We start from the raw sequence: 23,413 nt of genomic DNA on the forward strand, positions 1-23,413 counted from the left end.
AGATAAATGATGATGTAAAATTAAGTATCTATTATAGTAGATACTTAATTTTACTTATGCACATCTACTCTTTGTTACATAATGAGAAGGAGAAAAATAATGGAACTTTTAAAGTATACTTTGCAGCAGGTGTCCTATGCTATTGTGGAGCCGTCTTATGCGCTTATATTAATAATGATGGCTGTTGTATTCTATATGAAAAATAAAAAAACTACAGTGATGGAAAGATTAATTATGGGTAAAAACTCATCAACTGCTTTTGAACTTACTGTGTCACAAATAGTTATGGGAATATTGGGAGGTGTAGTAGCTAGTTTAATTCTTACATTTTTAGGAATTACTTTTTATGAAACTTCTAATATATTTCTGATATTTATATTATCAGTAGCGTTAATGTTCTTTAGTCCCAAATTAGTTTGTCTTTCATATTCAGGAGCTATTTTAGGACTATTATCAATACTGTTGTATTTTATATCATTAATTTTGGAGAATCCAAGTTTAGATGTAATAAAAATGGATATAACTAATTTATTGGTGTTGGTTGCAGTAATGCATATTGTTGAAGGGTTATTAGTAATCTTTGATGGAAAAAGAGGCGCTATACCTGTATTTGGATCAAGAGATAAAAAAATCATAGGTGGATTTGCATATAGAAGACAATGGATATTACCAATGATAATATTATTAATGGTACAGGCTACTAGTGCCAATACAGTTATGGGGGGAAGTGTAAACACTCCAGAATGGTGGCCAATAATTAATCATAATAAAAACATGTTGATATTTGCTACTATGGTAATTGGTGCACTACCGATTTTTGCAGGAGTTAATTATGCTACCATAACATTTACAAAAAGTAAAAAAAATAAGCCAATATTCTCAGGACTATTAATTTTAGGCTATGGTACTGTGTTAATTTTATTATCTTTTCTTGGGGATATAAATAAGATTTTAGATGTTATAATTCTTACATTGATGCCTGTATTACATGAATATATGTTATATATTGATCGCTTAGCAGAAAAGAAAGGTAAAATAAAGTATGTGAGCAATGAAGAGGGAGTATGTGTTCTAGATGTAGCTCATGATTCAATAGCTAAAAATATGGGAGTTAAAATGGGAGATTTAATATTAGAAATAAATGATATTAAATTATATAAGGATGAAATTATATTTAATATGTTAGAACGTCTTCCAGATATTATAAATATGAAGGTTAGAAGAGAAAATGGATCTATTGAAGAACTAGAATGTAAAGTAAAAAACAATAAAGAAAAATTAGGAATTGTTATAGTTCCAAGAGAAGTTCCAAAACATGCTACTGTAGCAAAGCCAAGCAGTTCTAGTTTTTCGGATATTCTAAATAAAATTAAAGAAAAGAAAGATAGTAACGATAAAGATTAATTTTTAAAAAAAGATGAGGTGATGTATCATGGGTCAGTTTAAGATTCATTCAAAATTTAAGCCAACTGGAGATCAACCTGAAGCAATAGATAGTATAGTTAAAGGAATCCTTGAAGATAAAAAATATCAAACTTTACTTGGAGTAACAGGATCAGGGAAGACATTTACTATGGCAAATATTATTGAGAGAGTTCAGAGACCAACTTTAATTCTTGCTCATAATAAGACTTTAGCAGCTCAATTATGCTCTGAATTTAAAGAGTTTTTTCCGGAAAATGCTGTTGAGTACTTTGTTTCTTACTACGATTACTATCAACCAGAAGCTTATATGGCTCAAACTGACACCTATATAGAAAAGGATGCATCAATAAATGAGGAGATAGAAAAGCTACGACACTCAGCTACTTCAGCCTTGATAGAAAGACGAGATGTTATAGTTGTGGCTTCTGTATCATGTATATATGGGCTAGGAAATCCAGAGGATTATAAAAAGCTTACTGTATCTTTACGAGAAGGTATGATTAAAGATAGAAATAGTGTTATTAGTCAGCTAGTGGATATTCAATACGAAAGAAATGATATAAATTTTGTAAGAGGAACCTTTAGAGTTAGAGGAGACGTGCTAGATATATTTCCAGCATCATCAACTAATAAAGGGATAAAAGTTGAGTTTTTCGGAGATGAAATAGACAGAATCCGTGAGTTTGATGTATTAACAGGCAATATAATTAGTGGAAGAAAACATGTATCTATATTCCCAGCATCACACTTTGCTACATCAAAGGAAAATTTAGAAAGAGCTATTTCTCAAATTGAATTTGAATTAGAAGAGAGATTAAGGGAGCTAAAGGATGAGGATAAGTTATTAGAAGCTCAAAGATTAAAACAACGAACCAATTTTGATATAGAAATGATGAGGGAAGTAGGTTATTGTACTGGAATAGAAAATTATTCTAGAATATTAGATGGAAGAGCAAAAGGAACACCACCACAAACTCTTATTGACTATTTCCCAGATGATTTTCTTTTCTTTGTAGATGAAAGTCATGTTACACTACCACAAATTAAGGCTATGTATGGAGGTGATAGATCTAGAAAAACTTCTTTAGTAGAGTATGGATTTAGACTTCCATCAGCCTATGATAATAGACCACTTAGGTTTGAAGAGTTTGAAGACAAATTAAATCAAGTATTATTTGTAAGTGCTACACCTGGAGTTTATGAGAATGAACATTCTGCAAATATAGCAGAGCAAATAATAAGGCCAACAGGACTTTTAGATCCTGAAATTATAATAAGACCAGTAAAAGGTCAAATTGATGACTTATATGGTGAGATTAATAGAACTACTGAAAGAGGATTTAGAACTTTAGTTACAACTCTTACAAAGAAGATGGCAGAGGATTTAACTAAATATCTAAAAGAGTTAGGAGTAAAAACTACTTACTTACATTCTGATATAATTACTATGGAAAGAATGGAAATAATAAGAGATCTTCGAAGAGGAGATTATGATGTACTAATTGGAATAAATCTTTTAAGAGAAGGGCTAGATATTCCAGAAGTAGCATTAGTTGCTATATTAGATGCAGATAAGGAAGGCTTCTTAAGGAGTGAAACATCTTTAATTCAGACTGTAGGTAGAGCTGCAAGAAATTCAGAAAGTAAAGTAATAATGTATGCTGATAATATGACAAAGTCTATGGAAAAAACTATAAATGAGACCAATAGAAGAAGAAGTATTCAAAAAAAATATAATGATGATCATAATATAGTACCTACGACTATAATCAAGGAAATAAGAGATGTTATAGAAATTTCTACAGTGGCAGAAGATGAAGCTTCATATATCAGTGAAGCAAGTAGTGATTTGCTTTTAGATAAGAAGGAATTGACTAAGCATATTACTAAACTAGAAAAAGAAATGAAAGAAGCAGCTAAGGACTTACAATTTGAAAGAGCAGCGATTTTAAGAGATGAGATAGAACGTATGAAGAGAGAATTTAATTTGTAAAGGAGAAATTTATGAGAAATAGTATTTATATAAAAGGTGCAAAAGTACATAACCTTAAAAATGTAGATCTAGAAATACCAAGAGATAAATTTGTTGTTTTTACTGGACTTTCAGGTTCAGGAAAATCTTCTTTAGCCTTTGATACTCTTTATGCAGAAGGACAAAGAAGATATGTAGAGTCGCTTTCAGCTTATGCGAGACAGTTTTTAGGCCAAATGAATAAACCGGATGTAGAGTATATCGAAGGACTATCACCAGCTATATCTATTGACCAAAAAACTACAAGTAAAAATCCAAGATCTACAGTAGGAACAGTAACTGAAATTTATGATTATTTAAGACTGCTTTATGCAAAGATAGGTATACCCCATTGTCCGAAATGTGGCAAGGAGATTACCCAGCAGACTGTAGACCAAATGGTAGATCAGGCAATGGCTCTGCCAGATAGAACAAAGGTTCAAATCTTAGCACCTGTAGTTACAGGAAAAAAAGGAGAACATGTAAAAATCCTTGAGAACATTAAAAAAAATGGATATGTTAGAGCAAGAATTGATGGTGTTCTGGTAGATTTAGAAGATGAAGATATCAAACTAGAGAAGAATAAAAAGCATACCATTGAAATAGTAATAGATAGAGTAGTTATTAAAGATGGAATTGAATCAAGAATTACAGACTCTTTAGAGTCAGCATTAAAAATAGGTGAAGGTATAGCTATTTTAAATGTTATCCATGGAGAAGATATACTTTTAAGTGAAAAATTTTCATGTGTAAGTTGTGGAATAAGTATTGGTGAAATTGAGCCTAGAATGTTTTCCTTCAATTCTCCCTTTGGAAAGTGTGATGAGTGTGATGGACTTGGGACTTTAATGGAGATAGATGAGGATTTGGTAATTCCTGATAAAAGCAAATCCATATTAGGTGGAGGAATTTTAACTTTAGGTGAAGGTAGCCTAAAGGAAGATTCATGGACTCGTGCCATATTAGAAGCTCTCGCTAAAAAAAGAGGTTTTACTTTAGATACTCCTATAGAAGAACTATCAGAAGAGAATTTAAATTCCGTTTTATATGGAACAAATGGAGAAAAATTACGAATAGAGTATACCAAGGAATTTAAAACTGGTATATATAATTATGCTTATGAAGGTATAATAAATAATTTAAAAAGAAGATATATGGAAACTAACTCAGATTACATAAAGAGAGAAGTAGAAGAGTATATGAGTGATAATCCTTGTCCTAAGTGTAAGGGAAGAAGATTATCTAAAGAAGCTCTATCTGTTACTGTAGGTGGTAAAAATATAAGTGAATTTTGTACTATGTCTATTATAGAAGAACTTGATTTTGTAGACACATTAAAATTATCTAAAAAGGATGAAATTGTAGCAGAACAAGTATTAAAGGAAGTTAAGAGTAGACTTAGTTTTTTAAAGGATGTAGGACTTAGTTATCTTAACTTAAGTAGAGCATCAGGTACTTTATCAGGAGGAGAAGCGCAAAGAATTAGATTAGCAACTCAAATTGGCTCTAGTTTGATGGGGGTTTTATACATTTTAGACGAGCCGAGTATTGGGTTGCATCAAAGAGATAATGATAAATTAATAAAGACTTTAAAGCATCTTAGAGACATAGGAAATACTTTAATTGTAGTTGAGCATGACGAAGATACTATGCGAGAAGCGGATTACTTAGTAGATATAGGTCCAGGAGCAGGAGAGCATGGAGGGAAAATAGTAGCTGCAGGTACAGTAAAGCATGTGATGAAGTGCAAAGAGTCCATTACAGGACAATATTTAAGTGGGCATAGAACTATAGACGTGCCTGAAAAATATAGAATTATGGATAAAAATAGAGTTATAAAAGTTAAAGGTGCAAAGGAAAACAATCTAAAAAATGTAAGTGTTGAATTTCCATTAGGATTATTTACATCTGTAACAGGAGTTTCAGGGTCAGGGAAAAGTACTTTAGTTAATCAGGTTTTATATAAGGGGTTAAATAGAAAATTAAATGGTTCTAAGAAATTACCAGGAAAACATGAGGAAATTATAGGTGCTGACCAGATTGATAAGATTATAAATATAGATCAAAGTCCAATAGGAAGAACACCGAGAAGTAATCCTGCTACATATACAGGAGTATTTGATTTAATAAGAGAAATTTTTACTATGGTTCCCGAGGCTAAAAGTAGAGGATATAAACAAGGTAGATTCAGTTTTAATGTTAAAGGTGGAAGATGCGAAGCTTGCAAAGGTGATGGAATAATAAAGATAGAAATGCAATTTTTATCTGATGTCTATGTTGAATGTGAAGTGTGTAAAGGAAAGAGATATAATAGAGAAACATTAGAGGTAAAATACAAAGGAAAAACCATTGCAGATGTTTTAAATATGACTGTAGAGGAAGGGTTAGCTTTCTTTGAAAATATACCTCGTATAAGTAGTAAACTTCAAACTCTTATGGATGTTGGATTATCCTATATAAGATTAGGTCAACCATCAACCACATTATCAGGCGGAGAGGCACAGAGAATAAAGCTTGCCTATGAATTATCTAAAAGAAGCACAGGAAAGACTTTATATATCTTAGATGAACCCACTACTGGATTACACATTGATGATGTTAGTAAACTTATAAAAATTCTCCAAAGACTTGTAGAAGGAGGGAATACTGTAATAGTAATTGAACATAATTTAGATGTAATAAAGTGTTCAGATTATATTATAGACTTAGGACCAGAAGGTGGAGATCAAGGAGGAACTATTATAGTTAAAGGAAATCCTAAAGATGTAATTAAATGTTCTAAATCATATACAGGACAGTACCTAAAAAAGATGATATAATTACTTATAACTAGCATCATAGTTTATAATGATGCTAGTTATGTTATATATGTATAAAGGAGTTTTGCTTATGAATATTTTAAAATTCGCATTGAATTTAGGAATAATAGCCATAGTTTATTTTATTATAATCTACGCTTTAAAAATAATGTATACAGATACTAAATCAGTGGGTAAAAGAAGGAATAGAACTAGAAAGGCTACTTCTGGGTTAGAAATAATAGTAGCTGGAGAAAATACAAATCTAAAAAATGGAGGAATACTACCAATAGTAGATAACTTAACTATGGGAAGAAAAAGTGATAATACAGTAATCTTAGATGATAAATATGTTTCTTCTCATCATGTTAAAATTTTCAGAAGAAATAATGAGTATGTGTTGGAAGATTTGGAGAGCACTAACGGAACTAAGGTTAATGATATTAGAATAAAGAATTCCCTTATATTAAAATCAGGGGATATAATAAAGGTGGGAACTGCTACCTTTAAATTTATGTAGTTATTAGGAGGCAAGTATGAAGGGTATAAAACAAGAAAAAAGAGTGCTTAGATTTACTTATTTGCTTGTAATGGCACTATTTTTTAATGTAGCAATTCTAACTCCAACTATTGATAAGGGTGCAATAATTATAGGAGCAATAATATGTGGTTTATTATGTTATTCCCACTTTGTAATAAGAAGATTTTATCCAGATGGGGATAAATTTATATTATTATTTTCAAATATCCTTGCTGTTATAGGGATTGCTATGATATATAGGTTGGATTTACCCATATCAGGAGGTAGTTATATAGCGGAAGGTACTAGAAGTTTTTTAACAGCGAAGCAAATTATATTTTTTGCTTTAGGTATGACTATGTTTATATTAGTTGTTGTAATACTTCCAGATTTAAAAAGATTTAGTAAGTACAAATATTTGTATCTAATAATAACATTATTATTTATGTCCATGGGTACCTTTTTTGGAAAAGAACAGTTTGGAGCTAAAAACTGGGTAAATTTATTTGGGTTCGGTTTTCAACCTTCTGAGTTTGGAAAAATTGCCTTAGTAGCTTACCTTGCTTCAGCATTAAAGGATTATGAAAAGCCTTCGAAGTTTTGGATTAAAATAGGAAAGGCAATTGGATTTAGGAAAGAAAGCTCATATAAATATATAAGTTTAATAGAGCCTGCTATGGTAATGATGATATCATTGCTATTTATGTTAGCTCAAACAGACTTGGGTTCAGCGCTAATTTTCTTTGCCATAGCACTTACTATGCTTTATATTGCTACATCAAATAAAAAGTATGTAATAATAGCATTACTGTTATTTGTAGTTGGTGGTGTCATAGGATACTACTTATTTTATCATGTTCAAATAAGGGTTATGATATGGAGAAACCCGTGGAAGTATGGATATGATGAAGGACATCAGCTGGTTCAATCCCTTATAGCTATAGCAAATGGAGGATTCTTTGGGGTAGGACTTGGAAATGGGTATCCAGGATATATTCCAGTAGTGGAATCTGACTTTATATTTGCAGCTATTTGTGAAGAGCTAGGGTTACTTATTGGATTTGCAGTTATAATTTTAAATTTTCTATTATTCTATAGATGTATAAGGGCTGCACTTTACATAAAGGATAAGTTCTCAAGGCTATTAGCCGTTGGATATAGTACTATGATGGTATCTCAAACCCTAGTAATTATTGGTGGTGTAACTGGAGCTATACCTCTTACAGGAATAACTTTACCTTTTGTTAGTTATGGAGGAAGTTCTATGCTGATAAGTTATCTTTCATTAGGTATAATACAAAAAATATCAGAGGAGAGTAGTAATTATGAATAATCTACAAAAGAACATAAAAAATGTAATGATTGTATTTCTGTTATTATTTATTGCTCTAATCTCTTATATAAGTTATAGTACATTATTTAAAAATGAAATAGCTTTGGATAGTGTTTATAATAAAAGAAATCAAGCTGAGAAAAATAGAGTTCTTAGAGGAACTATTTATGACAGAGATATGAATCCTTTAACTACAGGTGAAAAAACAGGGGAGTTTTCTCAAACAAGAAAGTATGTTGGAGGAGTAGCTTTTTCTCATGTGGTTGGTTATAATGATGCTAAGTATGGGGCTAGTGGAATTGAAAAGAAGTTTGATAAGGAACTTTCAGGACAATCAGTAAATTCTATAAAGGATATATTTTCCAATAAAAAGGATGAGAATAAAGTTGGAAATCATGTGGTGACTACCTTAAATTCTAAGTTACAACAAAGAGCCTTTGAGGTTTTAGGTAATAGAAAGGGATCAATAGTAGCATTAAATCCTAAGACAGGAGAGGTTCTTGCTATGGTGTCAAAACCAAGTTTTGATGCAAATACAATACAAGAAGACTTTGAAAAACTGTCACAACAAGAGGATACACCTTTCTTGAACAGAGCGGTTTCAGGTCTTTACCCACCAGGCTCAACCTTTAAAGTTATTACAGCCATAAGTGCTTTGGAGAATATGTCAGATATAACTAATAGAACCTTTAATGATGAGGGGAAAATTAGTTTTAATGAAAGTGAATACCTAGAAAACTACAAAGGGTATGCTTATGGAAGCATTGGACTTAGAACAGCTTTTTTAAAGTCTAGTAATGTGGTATTTGGTACTTTAGCTATGGAACTTGGAAATGATAATTTAAAGGGAACATCAGAAAAGTTCTTCTTTAATAAAGATATTCCATCAGAAACTCTTACCATTGATAATAGTATTTTCCCAAAATATAAAAGTGATGAGGTTGGTAATATAGCTCAAAGTGGTATAGGACAAAGTGGAGTACTAGCAAGTCCAATAGAAATGGCGTTAGTAGCTAGTACTATAGCTAATAATGGTGTAATGATGGAACCTAATGTAGTAAAGGAAATCATAAGTCCGGAAGGGAAAGTAGTTAAAAGCTATGAACAAAAGGAAGCAGCTACAGTTACAACTCCTGAAAATGCAGCATTGCTAAAGGAATATATGAAAGCTGTAGTCAATGAGGGAACTGGTCAGGCAGCAAAGTTATGGAACGTTCAAGTATCAGGAAAGACTGGAACTGCAGACCATGACTCTGGAGATAAGGAGCCACACACTTGGTTTATAGGTTTTGCAGGTTATGATGACCCAGAAATAGCCTTTGCTATAATTGCAGAAGAAGGTGGAAATGATAGCTTTAATGCCAGCGCTATGGCAAAGGAGCTTATGAAATCTTATTTTAATACAAATTAATATTAAAACTTTTGAAATATAATTATATAATATACCTTATGAGTATTTATCATTGCATTAAAAGTGAAGCTCAATAAGTATTATACTAAAGATGAAACAACTTTTGGATGAGAAGTGAGGTGATTTAATGTTTGATTTTGAGTATCATCTAAAAAATCTTCCAGACAATCCTGGAGTTTATTTAATGAGAAATTCTTTGAGAGAAGTAATATATGTAGGGAAAGCAAAAAATCTTAAAAATAGAGTAAGACAATACTTTCAGAATTCTAAAAATCATAGTGAAAAAGTTAGAGCTATGGTTAAGAATATAAGTGAATTTGAGTATATAGTTACAGATTCTGAAGTGGAAGCTTTAATACTAGAATGTAATTTAATAAAAAAGTATAGTCCTAAATATAATATTTTGCTAAAAGATGATAAATATTTTCCTTTTATTAAAATTACTAATGAAGAATTTCCAAGGGTATTAATTACAAGAAATTATGGAAATGATTCATCTAAATATTTTGGACCATATACGGATGGAAGTGCAGTATATACTATAAATGAACTTATAAAGAAGGTATTTCCTCTTAGAACATGTAGAAGAGTTATAAAGGAAAATGGGCCTAAAACAAGGGTTTGTCTTAACTATCATATAAAATTATGTAGTGGACCATGTGAAGGATTAATTTCTAAAGAGGAATATAAAAAAATTATCAATGACGTGGTGGATTTACTTACAGGGAAGGATACAAAGATTACTAGTAAGATTAAGGCTGAAATGGAAGAAGCAGCAGAAAATTTAGATTTTGAAAGAGCGGCTTCTTTAAGAGATAAGTTGATAGCCATAGATAAAATAAATGAAAAGCAAAAGATTATTAGTAATAATTTTGAAAATGAAGATTTTATAGGTATTTCTCAAGATGAAAAAGATAGTTGTATTCAGATATTCTTTTTAAGAGATGGTAAAATCGTTGGAAGAGAAGATTTTATTTTAGACAATACAGGAGGAGAAGAGCCTGCCTATGTCATAGAGGAATTTATTAAAAACTTTTATGGTGGAACTGCTTTTATACCTAAGACTGTATATGTAAGTCATTGTGATGAAATTGATATCTTAGAGCAATGGTTATCTATAAAGAAGGAATATAGAGTGACTATAAAGGTTCCACATAAAGGCGAAAAGAGAAAGACCCTTGATATGGTAGAAAAAAATGCTAGCCATGCTCTCGAAATGTTTAAGATTAAACATAAAGTAGACAAGGAACTTAATAATGTGGCACTTTCTGAAATTCAAGAGGCTCTTGGTATTGAAGATATACCTAGTAGAATTGAAGCATATGATATATCTAATATCATGGGAATGGATTCTGTAGGAACCATGGTAGTATTTCAAGATGGAGTAGCTAAAAATAGTGATTATAGAAGATTTAAAATTAAAACTGTAGAAGGTGCAGACGATTATGGCTCTATGCGAGAGATATTAACAAGGAGATTTACCCATGGATTAGAAGAAATAAGGAAGATAAATAATAATGGTATGGATTTTAAGTCGGGTAAGTTTTCTATTTTTCCTGATTTGATTATGATGGATGGTGGAAAGGGACAAATTAATATAGCACTTCAAGTATTGGAGGAATTAAATATTAATATACCTGTATGTGGTATGGTGAAGGACGATAAGCATAGAACAAGAGGACTTATTTATAAAAATAAAGAAATTCTGTTAAAGCCATCTTCCAAGGCCATGCTTTTAATAACCAGGATTCAGGATGAAGTTCATAGATTTGCTATTACATATCATAGAACTTTAAGAGATAAGCGTACTTTATATTCTATATTAGATGAAATACCTAAAATAGGAGAAAAGAGAAGGCGTGAGCTTCTAAAGAAATTTGGTAGTATTGAAAATATAAAAAAGGCTACCTATGAAGAGTTAATGGCTACCCCTTCTATGGATGGGAAAGCTACTGAAAGTATAATTAATTATTTTAAGAAAAATAATTAATAACCATATGTCAGCATAAAAATATTGAATTAGAGTGTTTATACTATTAATAGAATAGTGTACTTAAAATGAAAGAAATATGTAATAACTGTTGATATATATAACGTAAGTATTTTATACTTAATATATAATAATATAGTAAGAGGTATACAATGAAATTAAAGGATAGTTTTATAAGAAGTGTTTTAGATGTAGCAGGGAATGAAAATGTAAAAATAGATGAACTAATGAAGAATCATACTTCTTTTAAGGTAGGTGGACCAGCTGACCTATTAGTTTACCCTTCTAATTATGAAATGGTAAAAGACTTAATTAACATATGCAAGGAAAATAAGGTGGATTATTTCATATTAGGAAATGGATCTAATCTCATAATAAGAGATGGAGGAATAAGAGGAGTAGTCATAAAACTAGGACACATAAATAAAATAGTAGTAGATGAAAATTTAATATCTGCACAATGTGGAGCTAAGTTATATTCAGTTGCAGATCAGGCTTTAAAGAATAGTTTATCAGGGCTAGAATTTGCGTCTGGGATACCAGGATCTATTGGAGGTGCTACTGCAATGAATGCAGGTGCCTATGACGGAGAAATGGCAAAAGTAATTGAAAGTTCATTAGTAATTGATAATGAAGGGACCATTAGAGAATTAAATAAAGAAGAACTAGAATTTGGATATAGGAATAGTGCAATTTTAAAGTATGGATATATAGTTCTGGAAACAAGAATGAGATTGTCTCATGGAGATAAAGCTTTGATCAAGGAAAGAATGGATGATCTAGCAGAAAGAAGAAAAAGTAAGCAACCCTTAGAATATGCATCAGCAGGAAGTACATTTAAAAGACCTGAGGGATATTTTGCAGGTAAGCTTATTCAAGATTCAGGATTAAAGGGTACTAGCGTTGGGGACGCACAGGTATCTGAAAAACATTCAGGATTTATCATAAATAGAGGCAATGCAACGTCAAAGGATATTTTAGATCTTATTGAAGTTGTAAAAGCTAAAGTTTATGAAAAATTTAAGGTTGAATTACACACTGAAGTTAGAGTTATAGGTGAAGATAGTTTAACCTAATATAAAAAATAGGGAGATGGGGATATGATTTCAAAAAAAATGGTGGATTATGTTAATGGTAGTTCATTAATCAGAGCTATGTTTGAAGAAGGTAAAAGACTCGCATCAATTTATGGTGCAGAAAATGTTTATGATTTCAGTTTAGGAAATCCAAATCTTGAACCGCCAAGCACTGTAAAGGAGGCAATTGTAGATATTTTAAATAATGAACCTAATACTATGGTTCATGGTTACATGAGCAACTCAGGATATGAGGATGTTAGAGAAACTATTGCCAACTCAATTAACAAAAAATTTGATACAAGTTTTACAGAAAAGAATATAGTTATGACTGTAGGTGCAGCAGGTGGTTTAAACGTGATTTTTAAAACTCTTTTAAACCCAGAAGATGAAGTAGTAGTATTTGCGCCATATTTTGGTGAATATAGAAGTTATGCAGCTAACTATGATGGAAAGCTTGTAGTAGTATCACCAAACACTACAGATTTTCAACCTAATTTAGATGAGTTTAAAAGTAAAATTACGGATAAGACTAAAGCTGTTATAATTAACTCTCCAAACAATCCTACAGGCGTTGTTTATTCAGAAGAGACTATTATAAAACTTACTAATATCTTAAAAGAGAAACAAAAGGAATTAGGAACTGACATATATCTAATATCAGATGAGCCTTATAGAGAGCTTGTATACGATAACATTCAAGTGCCATATTTAACAAAATATTATGAAAATACAATTGTTGGATATTCATATAGTAAATCTCTTTCATTACCAGGAGAAAGAATTGGATATTTAGTTATTCCAAATGAAGTATCTGATTTTGAAAATGTTGTATCTGCCGCTAATGTAGCTACTCGTATTTTAGGATATGTAAATGCACCATCACTTTTCCAAAGAGTAATAGCTAGATGTTTAGATGATAAAGTAAATATTGATTTTTATAATAAAAATCGAGAACTACTTTATAGTGAACTTACTTCTTATGGATATAATTGTATAAAGCCAGAAGGTGCTTTCTATTTATTTGTTAAATCACCTATAGAGAACGATATTGAATTCTGTAATATGGCAAAAAAATATAATATTTTAATAGTTCCTGGAACTTCTTTTGCTTGTCCAGGATATATTAGAATTGCTTATTGTGTAGCTTATAGTACTATAGAAAATGCCTTACCTGGATTTAAATCATTAATTGAGTCTATAAAATAAGTAAATATAAAAATAATATTGTTAATTTTTAAAATTTTATGTGAAAGATATAGGATAAATAAATATTTATCCTATATCTTTTTTAGTAATATAAATTACTATATGATATAATTAATGTGTATAATATATAGATATTAGTGTTAATTTTTATTAAAAATATTAATTTAAAAGAAGTATAATTTTAAATTAAAATAAGATTAAATTTAAAAGTTTTACTGGAATTAAATATGCAAAAGAGGTGTGATAGAATGAAATTTTTGATAGTTACAGGTATGTCAGGAGCAGGTAAGACACAAGCAATAAGATCACTTGAGGATTTAGGATTTTACTGTGTAGATAATTTACCACCAACCCTTATAATAAAATTTGCTGAAGTATGCTTTAAAACTGAAGGTAAAATAGATAAAATTGCCATAGTAGTAGATATTAGAGGGAGAACATTTTTTGATGACTTATTAGGTAGTTTGTCCACTCTTGATAAAGAAGGTTATCTATATGAAGTATTATACCTTGAAGCTACAGATGAAACTTTAGTTAAAAGATATAAAGAATCAAGAAGAAAACATCCTCTTGCACCAGATGGAAGGATTATTAATGGTATAAGTATAGAAAAGAAAAAACTAAAAGGAATAAGGGAAAGGGCTAGTAAAATAATAAACACATCAAAACTAACTAATAAAGAGCTAAATGAAGAAATAACTATGGCCTATGGAGATGAAGGTCAAATTGAAAGTCCTTTACTTATTAATGTAATATCCTTTGGATTTAAATATGGAATACCTTTAGATGCGGATTTAGTTATGGATGTAAGATTTATTCCTAATCCATATTATATTGCTGATCTAAAGCCTTTTAGCGGACTAGATAAGCCGGTAAAAGATTATGTATTATCTAAAGTTGAAACACAGCAATTTGTAGAAAAATTTATAGATATGCTTAAATTTTTAATTCCTAATTATAAAATAGAAGGAAAAAGACAATTGATTGTTGCTATTGGTTGTACAGGAGGTAGACATCGTTCTGTAGCTATTGCAAATAAAGTATATGAGACTTTAAATCATAATGGTAATAGTGTAACTATAGATCATAGAGATATAAATGAGGATGTAAGTAGAGGAGCTGGAAAGCGATGAAGCTTAAGGACGGGTTAATGCCTGGTGTGGGAATTAAGAGGTGGATATGTCAAATTATTTTAGGTGTATTTTTAATTTCCTACTCTATAATTGAGCTTATAAGAAGATGGGGTGAAGGTATTTCTATTAAAATATTTTTAGTAGCAATACTAGTTTTAGGGTGTGTATTGACCTATATAAGTTTAGAGAAGTATACTAAAAAAGTAATAGATATAATAAAGTTTGAAGCGTTGAATTTTTCTATGGGAAAGAAAAATTTTGATGATGATTTTTTTAAAAATAGTATATTAGTAAAGGGTCCTAAGGTGGTAGTTATTGGAGGCGGAACAGGGCTCTCCAATATGCTTAGCGGACTAAAAAGATATACCACTAATATAACCGCAGTAGTTACAGTGGCTGATGATGGAGGTGGTTCTGGAGTATTGAGGCAAGATTTAGGAATGCTACCACCAGGAGATATTCGAAACTGCATAATAGCTTTAGCAGATACTGAACCTTTGATGGAACAGCTCTTTAGGTATAGATTTAAGGATGGTTCTTTAGAAAATCAAAGTTTTGGTAATTTATTCTTAGCTGCTATGAATGGGATTTCCGATAATTTTTTAGAGGCAATTAAAAAAACTAGTGAGGTTTTAGCAGTAACAGGAAAAGTACTGCCTGTTACTCTAGAAAATGTGCAATTATATGCAAAACTTAAAAATGGAGACATAATAAAAGGAGAATCCTCAATACCTACTGAGAGCTTAAATCGAAAATCACCTATAGATAGAGTATTTATAGAGCCTAAAGATGCTAAGGGAGTTCAAGAGGCCGTTGATGCTATAAGAGATGCTGATGCAGTTATATTAGGTCCAGGAAGTGTGTATACTAGTATAATCCCTAATCTAATGGTAGGTGATATAAGAGAGGCTGTAAAAGCCACTAAAGCATTAAAAATTTATGTATCAAATATAATGACTCAACCAGGTGAGAGTGATAACTTTAGTGTTCAAGATCACATAAGAGCTATAATGAAACATTGCCAAGGTATGCCTATTGATTATGCTATTGTAAATAAAGGACTCTCAAAGGAAGAAGAAAATATAAAAGAAAGATACTTACAAAAAGGCTCAACCTTTGTTCAACTTGACCATGGTGACAAAGATAAGCTAAATGTAAAATATATAGAATTTGATATGATAAAGATTAAAAAAGAACTCATAAGACATGATGAGGATAAACTTGCTAAAATACTTATAGAAACTATATTAAAGAAAAAAATGATTAATGATGAGAAAAGAATTTTTGAATATATATATTTATCACAGAGATTAAGAAGAGAAAAAAAGGATAGGGAGTAGAGAAATGTCATTTTCACTAAAGGTAAAAAATGAAGTATGTAGAAATAGTGAATTATCTAAAGATGAAATAGCTGCCCAATTATCAGCTATAATGAAATCAAGTGGAACATTGGGTTTTGGATTTAACAGATCTATTACTTTTAAGATAGTAACTGAAAATCCAGCTATAGCAAGATGGATTTTTAAGAATTTAAAAGATTTCTATGATATTCACACTAAATTATTAGTAAAGAAAAGCAATTCGTTAAAGAAAAATAATATATATATGGTTTTAATACCAGAAGAAGTAGATGTAAAGGGACTCCTTCAAGAATTGGGAATAATAGAAAAGGATGGCTTATTTAATATACACTACGGAGTACCTAGTGAAGTTATAAAAAATGAAAATTGTAAGAGAGCATATATAAAGGGAGCTTTTTTAGGGGGAGGAAGTATTAGTAACCCAGAGAAAACTTACCATCTAGAGTTTGTAACTCATGATCAAGATTATGCCAATGAACTTAGTGATCTTATTAACAGTTATAAGCTTAATTCTAAAGTAATACAAAGGAAAAATAGTTTTGTAATATATTTAAAAGAGGGAGAGCAAATAGTAGATCTTTTGAATATAATAGGTGCACATAATGCATTATTAGAGCTTGAAAATATAAGAATCATGAAGGAAATGAGAAATAATGTAAATAGAATTGTTAACTGTGAAACTGCAAATCTTAGTAAAACTGTTAATGCAGCTGTAAGACAGGTGGAAAGTATAAAGCTTATTGAAAGTGAAATTGGACTTGATAGGCTACCTAAAAATTTAAAGGAAGTAGCTAAATTGAGGCTTGCCTTCCCAGATGAATCCTTAAAGGAGTTAGGAGCTATGTTAAATCCGCCTGTAGGAAAATCAGGAGTAAATCATCGTCTTAGACGAATTGAAAAAATAGCTGATGAGCTTAGGAAAGAGGGTAGATAGGCATGTCAAAACATGAAGAAATAATTAAATATATTCTATCCTTAGATATAAATACTAAGATATCTGTTAGAGGAATTAGTAGTAAATTAGGTGTCAGTGAAGGAACGGCATATAGAGCAATAAAAGAGTGTGAATCTATAGGAATTGTCAATACAATTCCTAGGGTTGGTACAGTAAGAGTAGAAAAGTTAGAAAAAAAGAATATTGACAAGATATCCTTTAGGGAAATTGTAAACATGGTAGATGGAACCTTAATTGGTGGTAAGGGTGGAGAGAATAATTTTCTTGAAAGATTTATAATAGGAGCCATGGAAGTTGAAACCATTAAGAGATACATAAGCCCAGGTTCGTTACTTATAGTAGGAAATAGAGAAAAAGCTCAAAGACTAGCTCTTGAAAATCAATGTGCTGTGCTTATCACTGGGGGCTTTCAATGTAGTGATGAAATAAAGACTCTAGCAGATAAAACAAATTTGCCTGTAATATCCTGTACCTATGATACCTTTACTGTTGCAAGCATGATAAATAAGGCTATATATGAAAATAATGTTAAGAAGGAAATTGTATTAGTAGAAGATGTTATGGATAAAAATCCAGAATACTTAAATGTATGGGACAAGATTAAAGCATTAAAAGAATTATCAGAGAAAACTAGGCATGAAAGATTTCCAGTTTTAGATGAGGAATCTAGAGTTATAGGTCTTGTAAGTATAACTCAAATAAATAATCATGATGACAATGAGATCGTAAATACCATTATGACAAAGAATCCTATTGTGTTAAACCCTACAAGCACAGTTGCCTATGCAGCACATATCATGGCTTGGGATGGAATTCAAATATGCCCAGTAGTATATAAAAAGAAATTAATAGGTATAATTTCCAGAGGAGATGTAATAAAGGCATTACAAATAGTTACAAGACAGCCTCATGTAGGTCATACTATGGATGATTTAATTTTAAAGAATTTTGAATTTGAGTCTAGTAAGAATAAGATGCATTTCTGGGGAGAAATTGTGCCTGAAATGCTTGACTCTATAGGTACTGCATCGTGGAATGCATTAAATATGCTTTTATCAACTATGGGAACTATGGTATTAAGACAAAATGGTATTACAAATGTAGCTATAGATAGTTTCACATCTTATTTTACTAAGCCAGTTCAAATGGGTAGGATAATTGATGTATATTCTGAAGTAATAGATAGAGGAAGATATTATTCAAAGGTAGAAGTAACAATGTATAATCAAAATAAAGAGATTATGGCGAAGGCTATGCTATCAGCCAAGGTACTAAAAAATAATTAAATAAAATAGGTTAATGTATAGGGGGTAAAAAGTTGTTTACACATGTGGTTTTATTTAAGTTAAAAGAAAATACAAGGGAAAACGTAAAGTTTGTAGCAAATACTCTTAAAGCTATGGAAGGAAAAATACCTGAGCTTAAGGAGATAGAAGTAGGAATAGATGAGCTTCATACGGATAGATCTTTTGATGTATGTCTTATAACTAGATTTGATTCTGTAGATGACATGAATGAATATCAGATACATCCATATCATGTTAATGAAGTTTTAGGTAAAATTAAGCCCTATATTGAGGTTTCTAAAGTGGCTGACTATATTAAATAAAGTATTATTTTAAAGATAAAAAGAACTCTGTTTATAATGGAATGTCTCAAAATCATTACTTTTTAGATCAGTTTTATAGGTTAATTACTAGGACTAAAAAGATTAATTATGTAAGACATTCCATTTTTGAGAATGTTACAAAACATATGTGTGTATAATTACTTAATAGTTTATAATTTTAAGTAAAGAGGTGTTTTAATGAAGGGGAAGATTAGAAACATTATAAGTATACTTTTAATTTTAGTGGGGATTGGATTATTACTGTTTGCTTTTAAAGGAAAGTGGGAAACAAAAAAAGTTCAAGATCAGCTTTATGACAAATTTGTATCAGAAGAAAAGCAAGAAGTTAATCATGAAAAAAATAAGAAAAGTAAGGAAGAAAAACTTCCTTATATAGATATGGTAAATCCAATTGCAGTTTTAGAAATACCAAAAATAAATTTGAAAGTAGTAGTAGCAGAAGGTACTGAGGATGAAATAATAAAATATGCAGTAGGACATTTTAAGGATACTGCTATGCCAGGGGATATGGGTAACTTTGCACTAGCAGGACATAGAAACTATGATACAGGAGAATTTTTTCTAAGACTAAACAAATTAGAAGTTAATGATGATATAATAGTATCTACTCATGATAAGACCTTTACTTATAAAGTTACAGAGAGCTTTACAGTTGCTCCAGAAGACACCTATGTTTTAGATAAAAGTGAGGATGCAACAATAACCCTTGTAACATGTACTTATGATGGTAAGGACAGATTAATAGTAAGAGGTAAGTTAGAAAGATAATATAAAATAAGTATTTTAAAAGAATTTAGTTTTGTTACCAAGGATGCAGGGGGTGAAAATATGAAGGATTTTGTACATCTGCATGTGCATACAGAGTATAGTCTCTTAGATGGTTCCGGGAAAATATCTAAACTTATTAAAAGAACTAAGGAATTAGGTATGAAAGCTATTGCTATTACTGATCATGGAACTATGTACGGTGCAGTAGATTTTTATAAAGAAGCTATAGAAAATGGTATAAAACCTATAATTGGATGTGAAATATATGTGGCAGGAAAATCAATGTACATTAAAGAACCTCAAAAAGACAATGATACCTATCACTTAGTTTTGTTAGTTAAAAATCAGGTAGGTTATGAAAATCTAATGAAAATAGTATCTACTGCTTCTATAGATGGGTTTTATTATAAACCAAGAGTAGACTATGAATTTTTAAAGGAAAATTGTGAAGGATTAATTGCTACTAGTGCTTGCTTAGGTGGTGAGGTTCAAAAAAATTTACTTAGAGATAATAAAGAAAAGGCCAAGGAAGTTGCTTTAAAATATAAGGAAATATTTAAAGATGATTTTTATTTAGAATTACAATACCATGGAATTTCCCAGCAGTTACAAGTGAATGAAATGTTATTAGAGTTGTCTAAGGAATGTGATATTCCATTAGTATGTACTAATGATACTCACTATATAAATGAAGAAGATAGTAAATCACATGATGTATTACTTTGTATTCAAACAGGCAAGACCGTAGAAGATAAAACTAGGATGAGATATCCTTCAAATCAATTTTATCTTAAGTCACCTGAAGAAATGTATGAGACTTTTTCTTATATACCAGAGGCTATGGAAAATACGCTAAAGATAGCAGAAAAGTGTGATTTCGATTATAAATTTCATGAATCTAAGTTACCTAAATTCCCTTTGCATGAGGGGGTAGATCCCTTTGAATATCTTAGAGAAAATTGCTATAAGGGACTTATTGAAAGATATGAAGTATTCTCAGCTTTAAATGGAGTATTGGATGAAGAAAAAGTAAATAAAATAAGAGAAGAAAATGAAGAAGGAAAACTTCTGTGCGATAGATTAGATTATGAGTTAGGAATAATCAAGAAAATGGGATATGTTGATTATTTTCTAATTGTTTGGGATTTTATAAAATATGCTAATGAAAATGGGATTCCTACAGGACCAGGAAGAGGTTCAGCAGCAGGAGCTATAGTTGCTTATACATTGGGAATAACCAAAATAGATCCAATAAAGTATGCTTTAATTTTTGAGAGATTTCTTAATCCAGAAAGGGTAAGTATGCCTGATATTGACTCAGACTTTTGCTATGAAGGACGTCAAAGGGTAATTGATTATGTAGTTGATAAGTATGGAGAAAATAATGTATCACAGATAATTACCTTTGGAACCATGGCACCAAGGGCATGTATCAGAGATGTAGGAAGAGCAATGAATTATTCCTATGCTGAAGTAGATAAAATTGCAAAGATGATACCTTCAGTATTAAATATAACTATAGACAAAGCACTGGAAATGAATAGTGAGTTACAAGAGCTTTATGATGTAGATGAGAGAGTACGTGAACTTATAGATGTAGCTAGAGATTTAGAAGGTTTACCAAGACACTCCTCTACCCATGCTGCTGGAGTAGTTATAGCATCTCATCCTTTGGTAGAATATGTTCCATTACAAAAGAATGAAGGTATGATAGTAACTCAGTTTACCATGGGTACATTAGAGGAATTAGGACTTTTAAAGATGGATTTCTTAGGGTTAAGAACCCTTACAGTAATGGATGAAGCTATTAAGAATATATGGGAAAATAAAGGTATAAAAATAGATATAGACCATATAGATTTTGAAGATTCAAAAGTTTATCAAATGGTTGGCGAAGGAAAAACAGTAGGAGTATTCCAGTTAGAATCTGCAGGAATGACTTCTTTTATGAGAGATTTAAAACCAGACTGTCTTGAAGATATCATAGCAGGAATAAGTCTTTATAGACCAGGCCCAATGGCAGAAATTCCAAAATACATTGAAGGAAAAAGAAATCCAGACAAAGTAGAGTATGTAACTCCAGAATTAGAAGGTATATTGGATGTGACATATGGGGTAATGGTGTATCAGGAACAAGTAATGCAAATAGTTAGAGATCTTGGAGGATATTCCCTGGGGAGAAGTGACCTTGTGAGACGTGCCATGTCGAAGAAGAAACATAAGGTCATGGAAGAAGAGAGAAAAAACTTTGTACATGGGATAGTAGATGAAGAGGGGAAGATTGTAGTACCTGGATGTATTCGAAATGGAATTACAGAAGAAGCAGCTAATAAGATATTTGATCAGATGATGGATTTTGCATCCTATGCTTTTAATAAGAGTCACGCTGCAGCTTATGCAGTAGTTGGATATCAAACAGCATATTTAATGTATTATTACCCAGCAGAATTTATAGCTGCCATGCTTAATAGTATAATGGGAAACAATGAAAAGGTAGCATACTACATTAGGTTTGCAGAAGAAATAGGAATAAAAGTACTTCCACCAGACATAAATGAAAGCTTTAGTAAGTTTACAGTACAAGGTAACACTATAAGATTTGGTCTTTCAGCCATAAAAAATGTTGGAGTAAATGTTATAGAATCAATAGTGGAAAGACGTAAGGAAAAAGGGAAATTTAAGAGCTTTAGCGATTTTTGTAACAAGATTGATTCTGGAGCAGTAAATAAGAGAGCTGTAGAGAGTCTTATAAAAGTTGGAGCCTTTGATAGTTTAGGAGTATACAGATCTAAATTAATAGCTGTATTTGAGAAAATTTTAGATGGAATAAACAATGAAAGAAAGAGAAATGTCCCAGGACAAATCAGTCTATTTCAAGGAGCTGAGGATGAAGATAGTGCCTTTAAAATAGTTTATCCAGAAATTCAGGAATTTAATAAAAAGTATTTATTAGCTATGGAAAAAGAAATGACAGGAATATATTTATCAGGTCATCCACTAGATGATTATGAGAAGACTTTAAAACATGTAACCTCTCACAAGATATCAGACTTAGTTTTAGCAGATACTTTAGAAGATGGAAGTACAGGTGTAGAAGGACTTATTAGCGAGAGAGTTTCAAAGGTAAAAGATAAACAAAAAGTAATTTTAGGGGGACTTTTAACATCAGTTTCTAAAAAAATTACAAGAAATAATCAGGCTATGGCCTTTGCGACCTTAGAGGATTTATTTGGAACCATAGAACTAGTCATATTTCCAAAGACATTTTCAGCTTGCAGAGAATTTATTGAGGAAGATGAAATAGTCACTGTGGAAGGACGTATAGCCCTGGAAGAGGAAGAACAACCTAAAATATTATGTGAAAAAATATCGCCATTAGTTAAAGTGAGTACGGATAAGATATATATAAGGGTTGAAGATGATAGGAAGCTAAATAGTGCAATGAAGCTTATAAGAGACAATTTTATGGGGGAATTTGGTTCAGCACCAACTTACTTATTTGCTGCTAATACGAAGAAAAAATATCTTATAAATAAAAATAGTTGGCTTAATAATGATTATGATACTACATCTAAACTGAGAGAAATCTTTGGGGATGATAATGTTAAAGTTTTAGAAGATTAAGGCTAACATTATAATAAAATAAATTATTTTAGGCACCAAGCAATTAGCTTGGTGCTTTGTATAACATAAGTTTTTTAAAAATTCTTGACATTATATATTGAGTATATTAAAATATACTCAATAAAACTATGAAGAGAAGAGTAATCAAACTCAATTTTTTTACAGAGAG

16 protein-coding genes and 1 other annotated feature (1 of these 17 only partly in view) are annotated in these 23,413 nt (G+C 30.8%); all 16 genes read left to right on the forward strand.

Annotation, left to right across the window (positions count from 1 at the left end):
• Positions 1 to 99: 99 nt before the first annotated feature.
• A complete protein-coding gene (locus ACTNBA_RS05015) occupies positions 100 to 1,404 on the forward strand; it encodes a hypothetical protein (RefSeq protein ID WP_441072894.1) in 1,305 nt (434 codons plus the stop codon).
• Positions 1,405 to 1,432: 28 nt separating this feature from the next.
• Positions 1,433 to 3,418 (forward strand): excinuclease ABC subunit UvrB, encoded by a 1,986-nt coding sequence (uvrB, locus tag ACTNBA_RS05020; RefSeq protein ID WP_441072895.1) that lies wholly within the window; start codon positions 1,433 to 1,435, stop codon positions 3,416 to 3,418.
• Positions 3,419 to 3,429: 11 nt separating this feature from the next.
• Positions 3,430 to 6,255, forward strand: coding sequence for an excinuclease ABC subunit UvrA (gene uvrA / locus ACTNBA_RS05025; RefSeq protein ID WP_441072896.1), 2,826 nt, complete (start codon positions 3,430 to 3,432; stop codon positions 6,253 to 6,255).
• A 70-nt stretch (positions 6,256 to 6,325) separates the two neighbouring features.
• Positions 6,326 to 6,754, forward strand: coding sequence for an FHA domain-containing protein (locus ACTNBA_RS05030; RefSeq protein ID WP_035132164.1), 429 nt, complete (start codon positions 6,326 to 6,328; stop codon positions 6,752 to 6,754).
• Between the two features lie 16 nt (positions 6,755 to 6,770).
• The gene (locus tag ACTNBA_RS05035) at positions 6,771 to 8,087 is read left to right on the forward strand and encodes an FtsW/RodA/SpoVE family cell cycle protein (protein ID WP_441072897.1); all 1,317 of its coding nucleotides are present in this window, start codon (positions 6,771 to 6,773) and stop codon (positions 8,085 to 8,087) included.
• Positions 8,080 to 9,498, forward strand: coding sequence for a peptidoglycan D,D-transpeptidase FtsI family protein (locus ACTNBA_RS05040; protein WP_441072898.1), 1,419 nt, complete (start codon positions 8,080 to 8,082; stop codon positions 9,496 to 9,498). The genes ACTNBA_RS05035 and ACTNBA_RS05040 overlap by 8 nt, the downstream gene beginning before the upstream one ends.
• Positions 9,499 to 9,625: 127 nt before the next feature.
• On the forward strand, positions 9,626 to 11,488 hold the full coding sequence (uvrC, locus tag ACTNBA_RS05045) for an excinuclease ABC subunit UvrC (RefSeq protein WP_441072899.1): 1,863 nt from the start codon (positions 9,626 to 9,628) through the stop codon (positions 11,486 to 11,488).
• A 152-nt stretch (positions 11,489 to 11,640) separates the two neighbouring features.
• A complete protein-coding gene (gene murB / locus ACTNBA_RS05050; protein WP_441072900.1) occupies positions 11,641 to 12,564 on the forward strand; it encodes a UDP-N-acetylmuramate dehydrogenase in 924 nt (307 codons plus the stop codon).
• A 24-nt stretch (positions 12,565 to 12,588) separates the two neighbouring features.
• Positions 12,589 to 13,773: a pyridoxal phosphate-dependent aminotransferase gene (locus ACTNBA_RS05055; protein ID WP_441072901.1), complete on the forward strand. Its 1,185-nt coding sequence runs from the start codon at positions 12,589 to 12,591 to the stop codon at positions 13,771 to 13,773.
• 248 nt (positions 13,774 to 14,021) lie between these two features.
• Positions 14,022 to 14,906, forward strand: coding sequence for an RNase adapter RapZ (gene rapZ, locus ACTNBA_RS05060; protein WP_346847672.1), 885 nt, complete (start codon positions 14,022 to 14,024; stop codon positions 14,904 to 14,906).
• Entirely contained in the window at positions 14,903 to 16,246 is a 1,344-nt protein-coding gene (gene mgfK, locus ACTNBA_RS05065) for a gluconeogenesis morphogenetic factor MgfK (RefSeq protein WP_346847671.1), read from the forward strand. The genes rapZ and mgfK overlap by 4 nt, the downstream gene beginning before the upstream one ends.
• A 4-nt stretch (positions 16,247 to 16,250) precedes the next feature.
• Positions 16,251 to 17,201, forward strand: coding sequence for a DNA-binding protein WhiA (gene whiA, locus ACTNBA_RS05070; protein ID WP_346847670.1), 951 nt, complete (start codon positions 16,251 to 16,253; stop codon positions 17,199 to 17,201).
• Between the two features lie 2 nt (positions 17,202 to 17,203).
• Positions 17,204 to 18,508, forward strand: a complete 1,305-nt coding sequence (locus tag ACTNBA_RS05075) for a DRTGG domain-containing protein (RefSeq protein ID WP_346847669.1) — start codon at positions 17,204 to 17,206, stop codon at positions 18,506 to 18,508.
• Positions 18,509 to 18,540: 32 nt separating this feature from the next.
• Positions 18,541 to 18,831, forward strand: a complete 291-nt coding sequence (locus tag ACTNBA_RS05080) for a Dabb family protein (protein ID WP_346868083.1) — start codon at positions 18,541 to 18,543, stop codon at positions 18,829 to 18,831.
• A gap of 198 nt (positions 18,832 to 19,029) precedes the next feature.
• A complete protein-coding gene (locus ACTNBA_RS05085; protein ID WP_343826017.1) occupies positions 19,030 to 19,620 on the forward strand; it encodes a class D sortase in 591 nt (196 codons plus the stop codon).
• Positions 19,621 to 19,680: 60 nt separating this feature from the next.
• A complete protein-coding gene (locus ACTNBA_RS05090) occupies positions 19,681 to 23,244 on the forward strand; it encodes a DNA polymerase III subunit alpha (RefSeq protein ID WP_441072902.1) in 3,564 nt (1,187 codons plus the stop codon).
• A 119-nt stretch (positions 23,245 to 23,363) separates the two neighbouring features.
• Positions 23,364 to 23,413 (forward strand) — a binding site (T-box leader) (it continues 288 nt past the right edge of the window).

This window comes from Clostridium sulfidigenes, from assembly GCF_052067195.1.
GTDB classification, from domain to species: Bacteria; Bacillota; Clostridia; order Clostridiales; family Clostridiaceae; genus Clostridium_J; species Clostridium_J sulfidigenes.

Bases quoted from the DNA above. Each gene is read 5' to 3' on its own strand.
- ACTNBA_RS05015 (WP_441072894.1), top strand. From the start codon at position 100: ATGGAACTTTTAAAGTATACTTTGCAGCAGGTGTCCTATGCTATTGTG.
- uvrB (WP_441072895.1), top strand. From the start codon at position 1,433: ATGGGTCAGTTTAAGATTCATTCAAAATTTAAGCCAACTGGAGATCAA.
- uvrA (WP_441072896.1), top strand. From the start codon at position 3,430: ATGAGAAATAGTATTTATATAAAAGGTGCAAAAGTACATAACCTTAAA.
- ACTNBA_RS05030 (WP_035132164.1), top strand. From the start codon at position 6,326: ATGAATATTTTAAAATTCGCATTGAATTTAGGAATAATAGCCATAGTT.
- ACTNBA_RS05035 (WP_441072897.1), top strand. From the start codon at position 6,771: ATGAAGGGTATAAAACAAGAAAAAAGAGTGCTTAGATTTACTTATTTG.
- ACTNBA_RS05040 (WP_441072898.1), top strand. From the start codon at position 8,080: ATGAATAATCTACAAAAGAACATAAAAAATGTAATGATTGTATTTCTG.
- uvrC (WP_441072899.1), top strand. From the start codon at position 9,626: ATGTTTGATTTTGAGTATCATCTAAAAAATCTTCCAGACAATCCTGGA.
- murB (WP_441072900.1), top strand. From the start codon at position 11,641: ATGAAATTAAAGGATAGTTTTATAAGAAGTGTTTTAGATGTAGCAGGG.
- ACTNBA_RS05055 (WP_441072901.1), top strand. From the start codon at position 12,589: ATGATTTCAAAAAAAATGGTGGATTATGTTAATGGTAGTTCATTAATC.
- rapZ (WP_346847672.1), top strand. From the start codon at position 14,022: ATGAAATTTTTGATAGTTACAGGTATGTCAGGAGCAGGTAAGACACAA.
- mgfK (WP_346847671.1), top strand. From the start codon at position 14,903: ATGAAGCTTAAGGACGGGTTAATGCCTGGTGTGGGAATTAAGAGGTGG.
- whiA (WP_346847670.1), top strand. From the start codon at position 16,251: ATGTCATTTTCACTAAAGGTAAAAAATGAAGTATGTAGAAATAGTGAA.
- ACTNBA_RS05075 (WP_346847669.1), top strand. From the start codon at position 17,204: ATGTCAAAACATGAAGAAATAATTAAATATATTCTATCCTTAGATATA.
- ACTNBA_RS05085 (WP_343826017.1), top strand. From the start codon at position 19,030: ATGAAGGGGAAGATTAGAAACATTATAAGTATACTTTTAATTTTAGTG.
- ACTNBA_RS05090 (WP_441072902.1), top strand. From the start codon at position 19,681: ATGAAGGATTTTGTACATCTGCATGTGCATACAGAGTATAGTCTCTTA.